At 66.0% G+C, this 15,870-nt stretch carries 19 protein-coding genes; 9 read left to right on the plus strand and 10 right to left on the minus strand.

The window, feature by feature from the left end; all coding sequences use genetic code 11:
• Nucleotides 1-335: 335 nt before the first annotated feature.
• The 4 genes from purD to dusB form a co-directional block, all read right to left on the minus strand.
• Nucleotides 336-1,610 carry a phosphoribosylamine--glycine ligase gene (gene purD, locus FLM21_RS19130; protein WP_148717101.1) on the minus strand — a complete coding sequence of 425 codons (1,275 nt, stop codon included), beginning with the start codon at nt 1,608-1,610 and terminating at the stop codon, nt 336-338.
• A 419-nt stretch (nt 1,611-2,029) separates the two neighbouring features.
• The gene (gene purH, locus FLM21_RS19135; RefSeq protein WP_148717102.1) at nt 2,030-3,592 is read right to left on the minus strand and encodes a bifunctional phosphoribosylaminoimidazolecarboxamide formyltransferase/IMP cyclohydrolase; all 1,563 of its coding nucleotides are present in this window, start codon (nt 3,590-3,592) and stop codon (nt 2,030-2,032) included.
• Between the two features lie 38 nt (nt 3,593-3,630).
• Nucleotides 3,631-3,894, minus strand: coding sequence for a helix-turn-helix domain-containing protein (locus FLM21_RS19140; protein ID WP_148717103.1), 264 nt, complete (start codon nt 3,892-3,894; stop codon nt 3,631-3,633).
• Nucleotides 3,891-4,922 (minus strand): tRNA dihydrouridine synthase DusB, encoded by a 1,032-nt coding sequence (dusB, locus tag FLM21_RS19145; RefSeq protein ID WP_148717611.1) that lies wholly within the window; start codon nt 4,920-4,922, stop codon nt 3,891-3,893. Before dusB ends, FLM21_RS19140 begins: the two co-directional genes overlap by 4 nt.
• 213 nt (nt 4,923-5,135) lie before the next feature.
• Between dusB and FLM21_RS19150 the strand changes: the two genes are divergently transcribed.
• From FLM21_RS19150 to FLM21_RS19190, 9 genes are all read left to right on the plus strand, one after another.
• Nucleotides 5,136-6,233, plus strand: coding sequence for an N-acetylglucosamine-6-phosphate deacetylase (locus FLM21_RS19150; RefSeq protein ID WP_148717104.1), 1,098 nt, complete (start codon nt 5,136-5,138; stop codon nt 6,231-6,233).
• Between the two features lie 141 nt (nt 6,234-6,374).
• Nucleotides 6,375-6,710, plus strand: a complete 336-nt coding sequence (locus FLM21_RS19155; RefSeq protein ID WP_148717105.1) for an ArsR/SmtB family transcription factor — start codon at nt 6,375-6,377, stop codon at nt 6,708-6,710.
• A gap of 70 nt (nt 6,711-6,780) precedes the next feature.
• Nucleotides 6,781-7,257: an SRPBCC family protein gene (locus FLM21_RS19160; protein WP_148717106.1), complete on the plus strand. Its 477-nt coding sequence runs from the start codon at nt 6,781-6,783 to the stop codon at nt 7,255-7,257.
• A 29-nt stretch (nt 7,258-7,286) separates the two neighbouring features.
• Nucleotides 7,287-7,799 carry an SRPBCC family protein gene (locus FLM21_RS19165; RefSeq protein WP_148717107.1) on the plus strand — a complete coding sequence of 171 codons (513 nt, stop codon included), beginning with the start codon at nt 7,287-7,289 and terminating at the stop codon, nt 7,797-7,799.
• A 21-nt stretch (nt 7,800-7,820) separates the two neighbouring features.
• Nucleotides 7,821-8,252 carry a YciI family protein gene (locus FLM21_RS19170; protein WP_148717108.1) on the plus strand — a complete coding sequence of 144 codons (432 nt, stop codon included), beginning with the start codon at nt 7,821-7,823 and terminating at the stop codon, nt 8,250-8,252.
• Between the two features lie 12 nt (nt 8,253-8,264).
• Nucleotides 8,265-8,801: an SRPBCC family protein gene (locus FLM21_RS19175; RefSeq protein ID WP_222846726.1), complete on the plus strand. Its 537-nt coding sequence runs from the start codon at nt 8,265-8,267 to the stop codon at nt 8,799-8,801.
• Between the two features lie 62 nt (nt 8,802-8,863).
• Complete coding sequence (locus tag FLM21_RS19180) at nt 8,864-9,664, plus strand: SDR family NAD(P)-dependent oxidoreductase (protein ID WP_148717109.1); 801 nt, start codon at nt 8,864-8,866, stop codon at nt 9,662-9,664.
• 31 nt (nt 9,665-9,695) lie between these two features.
• The gene (locus FLM21_RS19185; RefSeq protein ID WP_148717110.1) at nt 9,696-10,046 is read left to right on the plus strand and encodes a YciI family protein; all 351 of its coding nucleotides are present in this window, start codon (nt 9,696-9,698) and stop codon (nt 10,044-10,046) included.
• Nucleotides 10,046-10,513: an SRPBCC family protein gene (locus FLM21_RS19190; RefSeq protein WP_148717111.1), complete on the plus strand. Its 468-nt coding sequence runs from the start codon at nt 10,046-10,048 to the stop codon at nt 10,511-10,513. Before FLM21_RS19185 ends, FLM21_RS19190 begins: the two co-directional genes overlap by 1 nt.
• Nucleotides 10,514-10,520: 7 nt before the next feature.
• On the opposite strand, the gene FLM21_RS19195 is transcribed toward FLM21_RS19190, so the two are convergent.
• Genes FLM21_RS19195 through FLM21_RS19220 form a run of 6 tightly spaced genes read right to left on the minus strand, consistent with a single transcriptional unit; the run spans nt 10,521 to nt 15,833 of the window.
• Nucleotides 10,521-11,294 carry a hypothetical protein gene (locus FLM21_RS19195; protein ID WP_148717112.1) on the minus strand — a complete coding sequence of 258 codons (774 nt, stop codon included), beginning with the start codon at nt 11,292-11,294 and terminating at the stop codon, nt 10,521-10,523.
• A 21-nt stretch (nt 11,295-11,315) separates the two neighbouring features.
• On the minus strand, nt 11,316-12,575 hold the full coding sequence (locus FLM21_RS19200; protein WP_148717113.1) for a hypothetical protein: 1,260 nt from the start codon (nt 12,573-12,575) through the stop codon (nt 11,316-11,318).
• Nucleotides 12,576-12,587: 12 nt separating this feature from the next.
• Complete coding sequence (locus FLM21_RS19205; RefSeq protein WP_148717114.1) at nt 12,588-12,776, minus strand: hypothetical protein; 189 nt, start codon at nt 12,774-12,776, stop codon at nt 12,588-12,590.
• Between the two features lie 24 nt (nt 12,777-12,800).
• Complete coding sequence (locus FLM21_RS19210) at nt 12,801-13,766, minus strand: H-type lectin domain-containing protein (protein WP_148717115.1); 966 nt, start codon at nt 13,764-13,766, stop codon at nt 12,801-12,803.
• A 43-nt stretch (nt 13,767-13,809) separates the two neighbouring features.
• Nucleotides 13,810-15,348: a tail fiber domain-containing protein gene (locus FLM21_RS19215; protein WP_148717116.1), complete on the minus strand. Its 1,539-nt coding sequence runs from the start codon at nt 15,346-15,348 to the stop codon at nt 13,810-13,812.
• Nucleotides 15,348-15,833, minus strand: a complete 486-nt coding sequence (locus FLM21_RS19220; RefSeq protein WP_148717117.1) for a hypothetical protein — start codon at nt 15,831-15,833, stop codon at nt 15,348-15,350. The genes FLM21_RS19215 and FLM21_RS19220 overlap by 1 nt, the downstream gene beginning before the upstream one ends.
• Nucleotides 15,834-15,870: the final 37 nt, after the last annotated feature.

Consider the following 15,870-nt stretch of genomic DNA (forward strand, 5'->3'; position numbering starts at 1 on the left):
CGCAACCAGCGAGGTGACTGCGATGATGAATTCAGAACGGGCTCCAAAACCTTCTCCTTGTGAATGCACCAGCGCCCGCAGTGGCAGGAATTGAATACGTAGCCGCGGCTGGGCAACGCGGCACGCACCAGTATTATTCATCCGGAATAAGAAAGCGATTTCGCAGTTCTCTGCAACCAGAGGTCTGCGTTGGAAAAGCAACGAGAGACTGGATGACTTGCGGCAGGCGCATTGCAGACACACGGCAGTCCCGTGTGCGATGAATCCATGCGACACCCGGCGAATCAAAAATAAAAGCCGCCCAAAGGCGGCTTTTATTTGGAGAAGGATCGGGCTCACTTTCTCGCAATCGCCCGCCAGCCAATATCGCTGCGGTACTGCATGCCGTCGAAGTGCACGCCAGCTACCAGCTCGTAGGCGCGCTTCTGCGCGGTTTTGAAGCTGTCGGCCAGCGCGGTGACGCACAACACGCGCCCACCGGCGGTGACGACTTCGCCGGCAGCGTTCAGCGAGGTGCCGGCGTGGAAAATATGGCCGTCTTCCTCGTTCACCGTATGGCCAGTGATCACGTCACCCTTCTTTGGCGTTTCCGGGTAGTTGGCGGCGGCCAGCACCACGCCCATGGCGACGCGGCGATCCCATTCGGCTTCGACCTGGTCCAGCGTGCCGTTGATGCCAGCCTCGATCAGCGCGACGAAGTCGCTCTTCAACCGCATCATGATGGGCTGGGTTTCCGGATCGCCGAAGCGGCAATTGAATTCCACGACCTTCACCGCATTGTCGGCGCCGACCATCAGGCCGGCGTAGAGGAAGCCGGTGTACTCAATGCCATCCTTGGCCATGCCAGCCACGGTCGGCAGGATCACCTCGCGCATGGCGCGGGCGTGTACCTCCGGCGTGACCACCGGGGCCGGGCTGTAGGCGCCCATGCCGCCGGTGTTCGGGCCCTGGTCGGCATCCAGCAGGCGCTTGTGGTCCTGGCTGGAGGCCATGGCCAGCACGTGCTTGCCATCGACCATCACGATGAAGCTCGCTTCCTCGCCTTCAAGGAAATCCTCGATCACCACGCGCGCACCGGCATCGCTGAACTTGTTGCCGTCCAGCATCATGTCGATGGCGGCGTGCGCTTCGTCCAACGTCAACGCCACCACCACGCCCTTGCCGGCGGCCAGGCCGTCGGCCTTGATCACGATAGGGGCACCGCGTGCGGTAACGTAGTCATGCGCTGCCTTGGCATCGCTGAAGGTTTCGTAGGCAGCGGTGGGAATGCCATGGCGCTTCATGAAGGCCTTGGCATAGTCCTTGGACCATTCGAGCTGGGCGGCGGCACGGGTCGGGCCGAAGATCTTCAGCCCTTCAGCACGGAAGGCATCGACCACGCCCTGCGACAATGGCGCTTCCGGGCCAACCACGGTGAAGGCGACCTGCTCGCGGCGGGCAAGCTCCAGCCACTCGGGGATGGTGCTCGCCGCTACATTGACAAGATTCGGGTCCAACGCCGTTCCGGCGTTGCCCGGCGCGACGAACACCTTGGCGACACGCGGGCTCTGGGCAAGCTTCCATGCCAGCGCGTGTTCACGGCCACCGTTACCAATCACAAGAATATTCATCACAGCACCTTGGGAAGGGAGAAGGGGGAAGAGCGAAGGGATGCTGCCACGCCCTTCCCGCTCCTACCTTCAATTCAGAATCTCGAAACGAGCGGCCGCAGATCATGCCGCTTTGGTACTTCAAATCTTCGGCACCACGCAAAAGCGAAGCACCTCGCGCAATCGCATCCCACAGTTGGCCAGCAAGCCCAACCGAACCGAAAACCTCTACGCACACCAAACCCGCGATTCGGGGGTGAGCCGCACGAGGGCGCGGAACTCGTGAAAACGTCTACGTCAAGGTACACCGCCGCGCAAACCCTCACACGGTGCAACTCAGGGCGAGCGAACAGCCCGAGGACGCGAAGCCAGCGCCGACGTGTACGTTAAGGTACACGAGGCGCGCAGCGACAAAATCTTCGGGCTGCGCAGCCGCCCTCTCAGTGGCGGAAGTGGCGGATGCCGGTTACCACCATGGCGATGCCATGCTCGTCGGCTGCCGCAATCACCTCGTCGTCGCGCACCGAACCGCCCGGCTGGATGATGGCGGATACGCCGTTCTCGGCGATCACGTCCACGCCGTCGCGGAACGGGAAGAAGGCGTCCGATGCGGCCACCGAGCCACGCAGATCGAGGCCGGCATTGCGGGCCTTGATGGCGGCGATCTTGGTACTGTCCACCCGGCTCATCTGGCCGGCGCCGATGCCGAGGGTCTGGCCCTTGCCGCAGAACACGATGGCGTTCGATTTCACGAACTTGGCCACGTTCCAGGCGAACAGCAGATCCTTGAGCTGAGCTTCGGTCGGCTGGATCTTGGTCACCACCTTGAGATCGGCCAGCGTCAGCGTGTGGGTATCCGGGGTCTGCACCAAGAGGCCACCGCCGACGCGCTTCAGGTCGAACTTGTTCTCTCCCGTCTCGATGGCGACTTCGAGTACGCGCACGTTCACCTTCTTGGCCAGCAGCTCCAGCGCAGCCGGCGTGTAGCCCGGGGCGATCAGCACTTCCATGAACTGCTTGGATACGGCCTCGACAGTATCGACATCGATCGGCTTGTTGAAGGCGATGATGCCGCCGAAGGCGCTGGTGGTATCGGTGGCGAACGCCAGCTGGTAGGCGCTGTACGGATCAGCCGCAACAGCAACACCACACGGGTTGGCGTGCTTGACGATGACGCAGGCCGGTTGCTCGAACTGCTTGACTGCCTCCCAGGCGGCGTCGGCGTCGGCGATGTTGTTGTAGCTGAGTTCCTTGCCCTGGAACTGCTTGTAGTTGGCGAGGCTGCCCGGGGCCGGATGCAGGTCGCGGTAGAACGCGGCGCTCTGATGTGGGTTCTCGCCGTAGCGCATGTCCTGCACCTTCTCGAACTGCAGGCTCAGCCGCTGCGGGTAAGCGGCCTTCTCGCCCTCGGCAGTCAGGGCAGTCAGGTAGTTGGAAATGGCGCCATCGTAGGCCGCGGTGTGGCTGAAGGCCTTCTTGGCCAGATTGACGCGGGTGGCGAGGCTCAGCGCGCCGCCATTCGCCTGCATTTCCTCGACCAAGCCGGCGTAGTCGGCCGCATCGGTGACGATGGCAACGTGGGCGTGGTTCTTGGCGGCGGAGCGCACCATGGCCGGGCCACCGATGTCGATGTTCTCGATGGCGTCCTCGAAGCTGCAGCCGGGCTTGGCAATGGTCGCTTCGAACGGATAGAGATTCACGCACACCAGATCGATATTGCCGATGCCGTGTTCCTTCATCGTGCCGACGTGCGCTTCCAGGTCGCGCCGGCCGAGAATGCCGCCGTGGATCTTGGGGTGCAGCGTCTTCACGCGACCGTCGAGCATTTCGGGGAAGCCGGTGTAGTCCGAGACCTCGATCACCGGCACGCCGTTCTCGGCAAACAGCTTGGCGGTGCCGCCGGTGGAAAGGATCTCAACGCCCTGGCCGGCGAGGGCCCGGGCGAATTCGAGAACGCCGGTCTTGTCCGAAACGCTGATCAGCGCCCGCGTGATTTTGCTCATCTCATGCACCTGTTTATCTGTTTGCTATGGCGTGGGTATTACAGTAGATCGTAGGTCTGCAGCTTCTTGCGCAAGGTGTTGCGGTTGATGCCAAGCACCTCGGCCGCGCGGGTCTGGTTGCCGTCGACGCGGGCCAGCACCAGCGTGAGCAACGGCTTTTCCACCCGACCCAGGACCATGTCGTACACGGCGCAGGGCGCCTCGCCGTCCAGGTCCTGGAAATACTGTTCCAGCGAAGCCGCAATGGCTTCGGCAATGGGATCGCTCACCGCACTCACGGCGCGATCATCGTTATGGTTCATGCTTCCCCCGATTGTTCTTGGCCTGCAGCCACGTCGTCGACGTAACACAGGCGCTCGCTCTCCTGACCCAGGCGCGCAAAAAACGCGCGGGTCGCCTCCCTCTGCTCGGTGGTGCTCTCCAGCCGGTACATGGCCTGCCGGAATGTATTGCTGCCCGATAACCCCTTGGTGTACCAGGCAATGTGCTTGCGGGCGATGCGACAGCCCGAGTATTCGCCGTAGTGCGCGTACAGCCCGTCGAGGTGCTCGAGCAGCACTTCGCTGATCTCGGTGACGCGCGGCGGCGGCAGCGTCTCGCCAGTGGCGAGGAAGTGGCCGATTTCGCGGAACAGCCATGGCCGACCCTGCGCCGCGCGGCCCACCATGATGGCGTCCGCGCCAGTGGCCGTCAGCACCTCGCGCGCCTTCTGTGGGCTGTCGATGTCGCCATTGGCGATGATGGGCATGGCCACGCTCGCTTTCACCTCGCGGATCAGCGCGTAGCGGGCATCGCCGTTGTACATGTCCTCGCGGGTGCGGCCGTGGATGGCAAGCGCCGCAATGCCGGCCTGCTCGGCCATGCGCGCCACGCGCAGGATGTTTTCCTCGCCGTTCCTGAACCCCAGCCGGGTCTTCAACGTCACCGGCACGTCCACTGCCTGGACCACGGCCTCGAGAATCTCACCGACCAGCTGTTCATGCTGCAGCAGCGCCGAGCCTGCCAGCTTGTTGCACACCTTTTTGGCCGGGCAGCCCATGTTGATGTCGACGATCTGCGCGCCGTTCTCCACCTGGTAGCGCGCGGCCTCGGCCAACTGCGCCGGATCGGAGCCGGCGATCTGCACCGAGATCGGCGCCAGCTCGCCATCGAAATCGGCGCGGCGCAGCGTCTTCTTGGTCAGGCGCAGGCTCTGGTCAGCCGTGATCATCTCGCTCACCGCGTGGCCCGCGCCAAAGCGCTTGCACAGCTGGCGGAACGGCTTGTCCGTCACGCCGGCCATGGGCGCGACGATCAGGTTGTTGGCGAGTTGATAGGGGCCGATGCGCATGGCGGCAAGGCAGGGGGGAACGGGCGAAAAGGCGCGCATTCTAACGCCTGCCTATTTTTTGGGCAAATAAAACCGCCCTCTGGCACGGCCTCAACCCGTTGTCCTGAACCCACGGGCATCGGCGCATTGCGCCGCTTGCCCGGTTGCGGGCAAGCGCTTGCATCACGGCAGCCCGCCGGTGACGATGGCGCTTTGGCCCAGGAGGACTTCGGCATGCTGCATGGCAATCTGCTCACCCCCGATGGCTGGCGCTATGGCACGCTGCAATTCGACGGCGAGCGCATCCGCGCCATCACCGCCGAACCGGTCGATCCAGCGCACAACGACGCTCACTACCTGCTGCCAGGCTTCATCGACCTGCATATCCACGGCGCGCTCGGCCACGACTTCATGGAAGGCGCCGCTGCCGCCAGTGCCGTTGCCGGCCTGCACGCGCGCTCGGGCACCACCAGCCTGCTCGCCACTACCGTCGGTGCCGACCACGCCACGCTGACTGCCGTGCTGGGAGCACTCGGACAGCTGTGTCGCGAGCGCCCGACCAACAGTGCGCGGCTGATCGGCATCCATCTGGAGGGGCCCTATGTGAACCCGGGCCGGCTCGGCGGCCTGCCTGATACGGTGCGTCCGGTGGACTTGGCCGAGATCGATGACTACCGCCAGCTCGCTCCCGTCGCCGTGATCACGCTCTCGCCCGAGTATGCCGGCAACGCCGGGCTGATCGCCGAACTCGCCCGGCGTGGCATCCGCGTGCAGATCGGCCACTCGCTTGGCAGCTATGAAGACGGTGTCGCCGCGCTGGATCATGGCGCCGCCGGCTTCACCCACCTCTATAACGCGATGACGCCGTTGGCGCACCGTGCACCAGGCATGGTGGGTGCCGCGCTGGCGCACGCCGAATACAGCGAGCTGATCCCGGACCTGATCCACGTCCACCCCGGCGCGATGAAGGTGGCACTGCGCTGCATTCCCAAGCTCTATTGCGTGACCGATGCCACGCAGACCGCCGGCCTGCCCGACGGCAGCTACCCGATTCACGGCCGCACGCTCAGCAAATGCCTCGGTGCCGTCACGCTGCCCGATGGCACGCTGGCCGGCAGCGCCCTGACCATGGATCTGGCGCTGCGCAACCTGGTGCAGCTGGGCCTCACGCTGGAGGACGCATCGCACCGGGTGTCGCGCAATCCGGCCGATTACCTCGGTCGCAGCGACATCGGCCGGCTGGTGCCGGGCGCGCGCGGGGATGTAGTCGAGCTTGATCGCGACCTCAACGTGGTCGCGGTCCATATCGATGGCGCGCCTTTGCCACGCTGACTGCACCATGCCATGCCGCCGTCTGGTGGCGTGGCTTGCTGACAAAAACTCACCGCTGGTCAAAAAGCTGCTTTCACTTGCTTGACGTAGCGGCACGCGCCGTTTAATTTACCAAATAGTTAATTAACCAATGAGCAATACATGCAGTCCGATCCCCTCAGCGCCACCTTCGCTGCCCTGGCCGATCCCACCCGGCGCGCCATTCTGGCCCGCCTGTCGCTGGGCGAAACGTCGGTGAAGGAGCTGGCCGAACCGTTCGACATCAGCCTGCCTGCAGTGACCAAGCACCTGAAAGTGCTGCAGCGCGCCGGCCTGATCACCCAGGGCCGACAGGCCCAGTGGCGGCCCTGCAAGCTCGAGGCCAAGCCGCTGCAGGACGTGGCGGACTGGGTGGAGCAATACCGCCGTTTCTGGGAAGCCCGGCTTGATCGGCTGGAAGCCTACCTGCTGGAGCTGCAGGCCAAGGACGAAAACTGAGCCGTTGCCTGCAAGCAACAGGCTCACCGACCCCGCGCCGCACAGACGGCCACATCGAAAGGAAACCGCCATGCTGTTGTCCAGTAGCGCCGCCCTGTTGGCCGCCGATCGCGAACTCATCATCACCCGCAACCTGCCGGCACCCCGCCATCTGGTGTTCGCCGCCTGGAGCTCGGCCGAGCACCAAGTGCACTGGATGGGCCCCAAGGATTTCACCGTGCCATCGTGCGAGATCGATTTCCGCGTCGGCGGCGCCTACCGTGCCTGCATCCGTTCGCCCGAAGGGCAGGACTACTGGATGCGCGGCCACTACCGCGAGATCGTCACCCCCGAGAAGCTGGTGTTCACCTTCGCCTGGGAAGAGGACGGCGAGCGTGGCCTGGAAAACCTCGTAACCATCCAGTTCGCCGACCTGGGCGACAGCACCCGCATGGTGTTCCGCCAAGCACCGTTCCAATCCTCGGCTGAGCGCGACAGTCACCATGGCGGCTGGAGCGAATGCTTCGACCGGCTCGCCGCCTACGCCAGCCGCGCTGCCACCCACTGAGCCCCAACCCCTTACCCAGTCCACACGCCATGTCCAACCACGCCCTGCCCGGCTTCGAATCGCAGATCGTCGTCGCCCCGCCCAACCACCACGACATCGTGCTCACCCGCGTGCTGCCCGCACCGCGCGCGCTGGTGTTCGATGCCTGGACCGATCCCGAACACCTGCCGCACTGGTGGGGGCCGCACGGCTTTGCCGGGCTGCGCTGCGAGATCGACCTGCGTGTCGGCGGCCACTTCCGCCTCGACCTGCGCGGCCCGGACGGCATCGACTATCCGTGCGAAGGCACCTATCACGAGGTGGTGCGGCCCGAGCGCATCGTCTACTCGGGGATGATGGATGACCGCCATCCCTGTGGCGCCGGCATTCCGCCGCATAGCCTGGTGACGGTGACCTTCACCGACCACGCAGCGGACGCCACCCGCATCACCATCCATGCCCGCGTCGCCAGCACCGCGACCGATGCCATCGTTGCCGCCGGCTTCATCGCCGGCTGGCGCGACGCATTCGAGCGGCTGTCCAGCACGCTCTCCCCCCGATAACCCAACGAAAGGAGCCATCCCATGCGCGTCATGATCATCATCAAGGCAGACCAACACAGCGAAGCCGGCGAACTGCCCAGCGAGGCGCTGCTTACCGAGATGGGCCGCTACAACGAGGAGCTGGTCGCCGCCGGCATCATGCAGGCCGGCGACGGGCTGCATCCCACCTCGCGCGGCGCGCGGGTGCGCTTTGCCGGAAAGGAACGCAGCGTGATCCGCGGCCCCTTCCCCGATACCGGGGACCTGATCGCCGGCTTCTGGCTGTGGCAGGTGAAATCGCTTGATGAAGCGATCGAATGGGTGAAGCGCTGCCCCAATCCCATGCTCGGCGAAACCGAAGTCGAGATCCGCCCGCTGTTCGACATGGCGGATTTCGGCGACGCGCTCACGCCCGAACTGCGCGAGCAGGAGCAGCGCCTCGCCAGCGAGCTCGCCGCCCGCAACGCGCAGTAGCCGGAGTCCGCCATGCTCGTGGTCAAATGGATCCTTGTGGTGCTGGTGGTGGCGATCGCGGTCATCGCCATCCTGGCGGCCCGCAAACCCGACACCTTCCGCGTCTCGCGCACGCAGCAGATCAATGCACCGGCCGAAGCGATCTTTCCCTATCTCAGCGATTTCAAACGCTGGTCGGCCTGGTCGCCATTCGAGGGACTCGATCCTCACATGAAGCGCGAGTTCGGTGGCGCAAGCCAGGGCGTCGGTGCGGTCTATGGCTGGAACGGCAGCGGCAAGGCGGGTGAAGGCCGGATGGAGATCACCGAGGCCAGCGCACCACACCACCTGACCATTGCACTGCGCTTCATCCGGCCGTTTCCCGGCGAGAACATCGCCGAATTCAGCCTGGTGCCCACGGATGGCGGCACCGCGGTGAGCTGGACCATGCACGGCCCCAACCCGTGGATCGCCAGGGTGATGCAGGTGTTCTGCGACATGGATGCGCTGATCGGGCGCGACTTTGAAGCCGGCCTTGCCAAGCTCAAGGCGGCTGCAGAAAGCCGCTGAGAGGTCTGCCAGCCGACGGGCCGGCGCACTCATCCGCATCCGCCTTATCGACAGGAGGTCTCATGCTGCTCCAGGACAAGGTCGCCGTGATCTACGGCGGTAGTGGCGCCATCGGCAGCCAGTGCGCGCGGGTGTTCGCCAGGGAAGGCGCCACGGTGTTTCTCGCCGCACGCCATCCGGACCGGCTCGCGGCGGTCGTGCGCGACATCGAGGCCGCTGGCGGCAAGGCCTACGCCCACCCGGTCGACACGCTGATCGAGCATGACGTCGAGCGCCATGTGGCCGAAGTGCTGGATCGCGCCGGCCGGATCGACGTGGCCTTGAACGCCGTGGGCATGGTGCATGTACAGGGCCCGGGCCTGCTGGAGTTGTCGCTAGCCGATTTCGAGTTGCCGATCGCCAGCTATACCCGCAGCAACTTCCTCACCGCCCGCGCAGTGGCCCGCGCCATGGTCCGCCAGCGCGCCGGCGTGGTGCTCACGCTGAGCACACCCGGCTCGCGCCTTGCCGGCACCGGCTTTCTCGGTTTCGGCATGGCCAATGCGGCGGTGGAGACGCTGACGCGCCACCTCGCTGCCGAGCTCGGCCCGCATGGCGCACGGGCCATCTGCCTGCGGCCCGATGCGATCCCGCAAGCGCTAGCGCAAGGCTCGCACGCCGCCGAGGTCTTCGCGGAGTCGGCGCGGCGCGCCGGCCAGCCCATTGCCGCGATGCTGGCCGCGCACGCCGAATCCGGCACGCTGTTGAAGCGCCTGCCCACGCTGGCGGAAGTGGCCGAGTTCGCTGCCTTTGTCGCCTCGGATCGCGCCAGTGCCATGACCGGCGCCATCGTCAACCTCACCTGCGGCTCGCTGGTCGACTGACCCGCAACCGCAAACAGCCCCGGACCCGACCATGGACTTCCTGCTCATCATCGCCCATGACGATGCTTTCGAGCCTTCTGCCGAGCTGATCGGCGAGGTGCACCGGTGGGTAGCCGACACCACGGCTGCCGGCATCCGCCGCTATGGCAACCCGCTCGCTTCGATGCAAGAGGCAGTGACCGTGCGTGTGCGCGATGGCGCCGTACACGCCACGCCCGGCCCGTTCGCCGCGGGCGACGAGCAGATCTGCGCCTACGACCTGATCTCCTGCGCCAGCCGCGAGGAAGCCGTGGCCGTGGCCAGCCGGCACCCGATCGCCCGCGTCGCCGCGATCGAGGTCAGGCCGATCTGGCAGAGCCTCGCCAACCAGGGAGCTGCGTAATGGTAGGGAGCAAGCGCAACGAGCGCCAGATCGTACTGAGCCGCGAGCTCGCCTTCCCGCGCGAGCGAGTGTTCGCGGCCTGGACCCAACCCGAGCACATCGCCCACTGGTGGGGACCAGACGGCTTCACCAACACCGTGCATACGATGGATGTGCGTGCCGGCGGCAGTTGGCGCTTCGTGATGCACGGCCCGGACGGCAGCAACTATCCCAACCGCATCGTCTACACCGAGGTCGACCCGCCCGCTTGCCTTGTGTACCAGCATGGCGGCGACAACGAGCCCTTCGTGGCCGACTTTCACGTGACAGTCCGCTTCGAGGCCACAGCCAGCGGCACGTTGCTGACGCTGACGATGGAATTCGCCACGGCAGCGGCATGCGAGAAAGTGAAATCGTTCGGTGCCGTCGAAGGTGGACGGCAGACGCTGGCCCGGCTGGCCGACCATCTGGCCGCCATGCCTGCCTGAGCGTACGTCAACCGGGCGAAAAGCCCGGCTGCACCTGGGTCTGGTATTCGATGTGCTCGATGCGCGACACTGGCTCCGGCGTACCGACACCGAGCGCCAGCTCCAACTCGCCACGCACGGCCAGCAGCACCGTCACGTAGGGCCAATCACTGCTGCCGAGCCGCTGCGATGTCGACTCGACGCGGGCCGGCCAGGCCAGCGGCCGATACAGCCGCAGCGCCAGCGGCCCGTCACCCGGCACGACCAGATCAACCACATTGGTATCGGCAAGGCGGGCGAGAACGGCGCCGGTCACCTCCCCGGCCAGTTCGCTCGCCACGGCGCCGGTAGCGGCCCACACTGCCAGCGTCAGCGCCAGGCTGGCCGACTGGCGTTCGGTATAACCCCGCGCAGCCTCGCCGCGCAGGCGGGCCAGCACCGGCGCGGTGGGCGGCGTGAGGAACTGCAGCGTCTGGCCCTGCTGCACATAATGGTCCGCCGCATTCAGCAGTCGCCCCGGCGGAGCCTGGACATCGGCCACGGCAAACCCGGCCGGCACCGTGAAGTTGCCGGGCTGGCCGGCCTTGGCCGCGAGCGTGCGCGCCTGCAGTCGGTAGGCCGGGCCGCGGGCGCCGCCGGCTTCGTCGCCGGCCCAGCCGGTTTCCAGGCTGCCCGCACTCAGGCAGACCGCCGGCTTGGCCGCCGTGGGCACCGGTGCCACCGGCCCCAGCACCAGGCTGGCACGGTCGCCGAGCAGTTGCTTCAAGTCGGCATCAAACAGTTTTTCGAGGGCGTGCAGCATGGGAGTTCCGTCGAACAGGAGTCAGGAAGCGTCGGCCGGCACGGTATACACCGCCAGTTGGGCCCAGCGGGCCGCGTCGCCAATGGGCAGCCACGGGCCAGCGTCGACGCTGAACAAGGTATCGCCCGCCACCGTCGGGCGCTCCGTGCCGGTGTACCACAGCGCATCACCGTGCTGCGCGCTGGCGACCAGCCAATAGTCGCCCTTGGTCAGCGCCAGTGTTTCCGGCCAGCGGGCACGAATCCAGTCCGGCGTCGTCTTCTCGGCAGCCACCTGCAGCATGCCCCCCAACGGCGGGCCACCCGGCTGACCGCCGTCGTCGGCATACAACGCCAGCGCCAGTTGCGGTTCCGCTTCGGCGCGGCGCGCAAAAAGCGCCACGGCCGACACGACCTGCGATGTTTCGTCCCAGCGAAAACGCTGCGCAACCCGATAGGCGTCGCTCAGGCGTCGCGCTTCGATCGCCGCAGGCACAGCAACCGGTGGCAGCGATGCCACCTCGCCGGGCCGAGGCCGGTGCGGGTTTTCGGGCGCGGGGCCGCCGCCGTCCGGGCGCGGATCGACGGCTTCGGCCTGCAAAATGGCGTCGAAGCGTTCGATCCGCAGCTTGCGCGTCGCCGCGGCCGTCAGGCGCAGCGGCACCACCCGGCTGCCGGGATGGTCGAGCAGGTAGCGGTTGACCAGGCGGGCGAGCCCACCGACCTCGACCGGCACCAGCGGCAACACGCCGGCCTGACGGAAGAACGGTGGATCATCACCGACCGCCAGCGCCACATGGCAGGGCTGGTCGGACACAGTGAAGCTGAGCCCACCGACCTTGGCAGCGCCAGGCACCAGCACCTTCTGGTCGTTCTGCGCCAGCACCTCCACCGACACGGCACTGGCCGCCAGTGGGGCAAAACCCTGGTTGGCCGTCGTGATCGGCAAGGTATCGAGTGGCATCAGCGGTAGCCAGATGCCATCGCTGAGGATGCGGATACGGCCCGCCGCATTCGCCGTATTGGCCGCGAAGGCCAGGCCGGCAAGCGCGCGCTCCTCCGCCCATTCGGCGCGCACCCAGCGCGCGGCATTGTTGGGCAGATCGGCCACGTCGCCGCTGACTGTGACGCCGGTTGCGGCCTTGGTCGCGCCGCTGTCCGCCCGCAATGCGAGCGTGATCCGCTCCAGCTTGCGGCCCGGCGGCACTACCAGCTGCAACAGCAGGCCGTCGGCGCTGACCTCGAGCGCACGGCCGCTTGCCGGCTTATCGCTGCTCAACAATTGCACGGTAGCGTCGGCCATGGCGATTCCGCGTCAGGCCGCCGGATGATCCGGCGCAGCATCGGCAGCCAGCATTTCTTCCAGTACCTGGATCGCGCCACCGATGCGCAGCAGCGTCTGGCTCACCTCGTTGCTGCGGCGCTCCAGTTCGGCGAGCATCTGCTGGCCGGAATCGTATTCGTGGCGCAGTTCGGCAAGGCGGGCTTCAATCTGTGGCTTCATGGAGTTATCTCGATTGCGGGTGGGTCAGCTGCCAAACGCCAGCCAGGTTCCGGTGGCACCGTAGATCACGGTATCGTCCCAGGTTTGTACGGCAATGCGGAAACCGGTGCTGCTGATGTTCTCGGCCCAGGTTTTCAAGCGCAGGTTGCGGGTTTTCTCGGCATCGACGAAACCGATCGCGACCAGCACCGTGGGCGGGTTGCGAAAGCCACTGAGGCCGATATCAAAATACTTGATGGTCTTCTCGAAGCGACCGCCGCTATCCCAGTTGCCGCCGCGGATGACCACTGCGGAGGTCTGCCGGCCCCCATCGGCAAAGGTCAGCCCGCCACGCGCCACCAGTTCGCCTTGCACGTCGAGCTTGCCGTTGCCGCCCCATTCCTTGCCGATCACCATGCCGCTCTTGTTGAGCACGTAGAGCAGCTCGTCGCCGGCAATATGCAGGCGCCCCGGGCAGAACACCTGCTCGCTGGCCTTGATGCGGATGCTGCCTTCCACATGCAGCCGCGCCTGCGGGCTGGCGGTGCCAAGGCCGGTGTTGCCGTTGACGATCAGCGCCGGGATCGACAGCGTCTGCTGCGGAATCAGCGCCAGCTGGCTGCTGAGCGAGCTGATGCTGGTCGTCAGATCGCTGCGCGCCTTGTCGAGACTGGTCTTGCCCTGCTCCAGCCCGGCGAAGGCCCGATCGAGATCGGCCAATACATCGCGCGCGCCGATCTTGAGGCTGTCCTTCAGCGTGAGGCTGCGGGCGGCGATCTGCGCCTCCGGATCGATGCGGCTGCCGTCGATCGCCCGCTCGCGAATGCCCTCGCGCGGAATCGCCCGGCCCAGCGCGGTGTGATCGTGGTTGGCGATGTCGGTGCGCGCCAGCACCTGCGCGGTATTCCAGTCGTCCGCACGGATGATGTCGCCGGCCGATTTCTTCACATACGGCGCCACCGTGGCGCCGAGTTCGCCGGTCCTGAGGACGTTGTCCTTGATGTCGGGCATGGCTGCTGTTTCCTGGGCGGCGACGCAAGCCGCCGGGCTGTGGTTATCGGGCCTGCAGCGCGTCGATCTGCGCCTGTTGTGCCTTGATGGCTTCGAGCAGCAACGGCACGAGGCTGAGGTAGCTGACCTGCTTCATGCCGTCCGGGCCGTCGCCGACCAGCTGGGGCAGCACCTGCTCCACTTCCTGCGCGATCAGGCCAAGCTGCCGCTGCCCCTCGGCCTCACCGTTCTTCCAAAGGAAGCTCACGCCGCGCAGGCGCCTGACGAGGCCCAGCGGATCGGCCAGCGGTTCGATCGCTTCCTTGAGGCGGACATCGGAGCTGTTGCGCAGCTGCATGGCGATGGTGTCGAACTGGAAGTAGCGGTTGCGCGACCAGTCGTAGACGTAGAGGTTGTCGTCGATGCCGATGTAGGCCTGGCCGCCGTACCGGTACAGCACACCGTCGCGCTTGATGTGCGCACCGAGGTTGTTCTCGAACACCACGCCGTTGTTCACCTCGAGCTGGCCGGACATGGTGGTATCGCTGGTCACATGGAAGCTGCCGTTCACTTCCAGCCGATCCCATACGCTGACGCGGCGGGTGTTGCCGTCGTTGGCCTTGTTGCCGATGATCATCAACGTCTTGTAGCTGTTGATGTCGTTGGAAATTTCCGCCCAGCCGTTGCCGCCGTCGGGCTTGCCGCTCCAGCCGGACGAGATCCGCAGTGGCGAGCCGCTGCTTTGCAGCAGGTCCACCGCTTTGGTCTGCAAGGTCATGTTGACCTTGGCCTCGTTGACGAAACTCAGTGGATGGGCGCTACGCGTGCCGATGATCATGCCGGCCGGCGCACCGTGAAATCCGCTGGTATGCGCGGTCACCCGGCCATCGACGGCACCGGCGCGCACCGACAGCTTGGTGGTGCTGGTGCTGGTGATGTCGAGCACGCGTGCCCAGCTCTCGCTGTTCTCCACCGCGGTACCGCCGATGGCCAGATGGCTATCGCGCAGGTAGCTCAGTGTCGAGCCCAGTACGGCGACGTTGTTGCCCTGACCGTTGGCCTCGACCCGGTAGAAGCGGAATTCCTGGCCGTCGCCACTTTCTGCCTGCATGTGCAGGTTCACGCCGGCACGGCCGTTGTCGACGCGGCGCCAGGCGCCGTCGTAATAGGCGTTCGAGCCGAAGTTCGACCACTTGCCGTCGCCTTCCTCGATGGTGGTCAGCGTGCGCAGCTTGATCGGGCCACTGCTTTGCAGGCCGTTGAGCCGGCTGGCGCCCTGTACCGTCAGATCGCCCTTCACCACCACGGCACCGTCGATATTGCCGCCGACGCGATCGAACTTCGCATCGCTCGCGGTCTTGAGGCTTGCCGCCAGCGCATCGAGCGATTGCAGCAGCGATTTGCCGCTGAACTTGAGATCGCCGCTCAATGTGAGCTCGGTCAGGCGCGCGGTGCTGCCGGGCTCCAGCCGGCTGCCGTTGATGGTCTGGCTGCGCACCGTCTCGATGTCGGCGCGGGCCAGGACCTGCATTTCGTTCCAGTCGGCGGCGAGCATGATGTCGCCAGCTTCCTTCTTGATATAAGGCGCGGGACGATCAGCCATCAGAAGATCACCTCCCAGGTCAGCGTCAGTTCCAGGTTGCCGGAGCGGTTGATCGGCGGGAAGGTGACACGGTTGTACAGCACCGACTGCTCGTTGGAGAGCGACAGCACGATGCCCGCCTCCTGCAGCTCCTGCACGTCGCCACCGCCACGGGCTGGCAGCGTGGCCTGGACCTTGGCCAGCACGCGCGGCAGCTCGCCATCGCCGATGGCTTTCGCTTCCAGCGACGGCACCGACGCCTCGGCGACATCGAGCGGCTTGTGCAGGCCCACGTCATCGGGCGAAGCCGGCTGGCCGCTGCCGCCGACGGCGATCTGCAGGCGGCCCGGCGCGACGGCGCCGGTCATCAGCTGCGCCAGCACCTGGCGGCCGGCGGTGGTGATCAGGTTGTTCACGCGACGCTCCTCGACGATGCGGCCGTCGAGGTCGCGCACCACGATGCCGAGTACGCCCGCAAGGCCATTCACTTCTCGTAACGCGGTCATGCTGTGTTCTCCAGAGGACTGTTTGTTGCGTGCAGGG

The organism is Chitinolyticbacter meiyuanensis (assembly GCF_008033135.1).
Taxonomy (GTDB): domain Bacteria; phylum Pseudomonadota; class Gammaproteobacteria; order Burkholderiales; family Chitinibacteraceae; genus Chitinolyticbacter; species Chitinolyticbacter meiyuanensis.

Excerpts from the sequence above, each read along its gene's own strand:
- FLM21_RS19190 (WP_148717111.1), top strand. The coding sequence starts at position 10,046 with ATGGTAGGGAGCAAGCGCAACGAGCGCCAGATCGTACTGAGCCGCGAG.
- FLM21_RS19220 (WP_148717117.1), bottom strand. The coding sequence starts at position 15,833 with ATGACCGCGTTACGAGAAGTGAATGGCCTTGCGGGCGTACTCGGCATC.
- FLM21_RS19195 (WP_148717112.1), bottom strand. The coding sequence starts at position 11,294 with ATGCTGCACGCCCTCGAAAAACTGTTTGATGCCGACTTGAAGCAACTG.
- purH (WP_148717102.1), bottom strand. The coding sequence starts at position 3,592 with ATGAGCAAAATCACGCGGGCGCTGATCAGCGTTTCGGACAAGACCGGC.
- FLM21_RS19160 (WP_148717106.1), top strand. The coding sequence starts at position 6,781 with ATGCTGTTGTCCAGTAGCGCCGCCCTGTTGGCCGCCGATCGCGAACTC.
- FLM21_RS19205 (WP_148717114.1), bottom strand. The coding sequence starts at position 12,776 with ATGAAGCCACAGATTGAAGCCCGCCTTGCCGAACTGCGCCACGAATAC.
- FLM21_RS19140 (WP_148717103.1), bottom strand. The coding sequence starts at position 3,894 with ATGAACCATAACGATGATCGCGCCGTGAGTGCGGTGAGCGATCCCATT.
- FLM21_RS19200 (WP_148717113.1), bottom strand. The coding sequence starts at position 12,575 with ATGGCCGACGCTACCGTGCAATTGTTGAGCAGCGATAAGCCGGCAAGC.
- FLM21_RS19215 (WP_148717116.1), bottom strand. The coding sequence starts at position 15,348 with ATGGCTGATCGTCCCGCGCCTTATATCAAGAAGGAAGCTGGCGACATC.
- FLM21_RS19165 (WP_148717107.1), top strand. The coding sequence starts at position 7,287 with ATGTCCAACCACGCCCTGCCCGGCTTCGAATCGCAGATCGTCGTCGCC.
- FLM21_RS19185 (WP_148717110.1), top strand. The coding sequence starts at position 9,696 with ATGGACTTCCTGCTCATCATCGCCCATGACGATGCTTTCGAGCCTTCT.
- FLM21_RS19170 (WP_148717108.1), top strand. The coding sequence starts at position 7,821 with ATGCGCGTCATGATCATCATCAAGGCAGACCAACACAGCGAAGCCGGC.
- FLM21_RS19210 (WP_148717115.1), bottom strand. The coding sequence starts at position 13,766 with ATGCCCGACATCAAGGACAACGTCCTCAGGACCGGCGAACTCGGCGCC.
- FLM21_RS19155 (WP_148717105.1), top strand. The coding sequence starts at position 6,375 with ATGCAGTCCGATCCCCTCAGCGCCACCTTCGCTGCCCTGGCCGATCCC.
- FLM21_RS19175 (WP_222846726.1), top strand. The coding sequence starts at position 8,265 with ATGCTCGTGGTCAAATGGATCCTTGTGGTGCTGGTGGTGGCGATCGCG.
- FLM21_RS19180 (WP_148717109.1), top strand. The coding sequence starts at position 8,864 with ATGCTGCTCCAGGACAAGGTCGCCGTGATCTACGGCGGTAGTGGCGCC.
- FLM21_RS19150 (WP_148717104.1), top strand. The coding sequence starts at position 5,136 with ATGCTGCATGGCAATCTGCTCACCCCCGATGGCTGGCGCTATGGCACG.
- purD (WP_148717101.1), bottom strand. The coding sequence starts at position 1,610 with ATGAATATTCTTGTGATTGGTAACGGTGGCCGTGAACACGCGCTGGCA.
- dusB (WP_148717611.1), bottom strand. The coding sequence starts at position 4,922 with ATGCGCATCGGCCCCTATCAACTCGCCAACAACCTGATCGTCGCGCCC.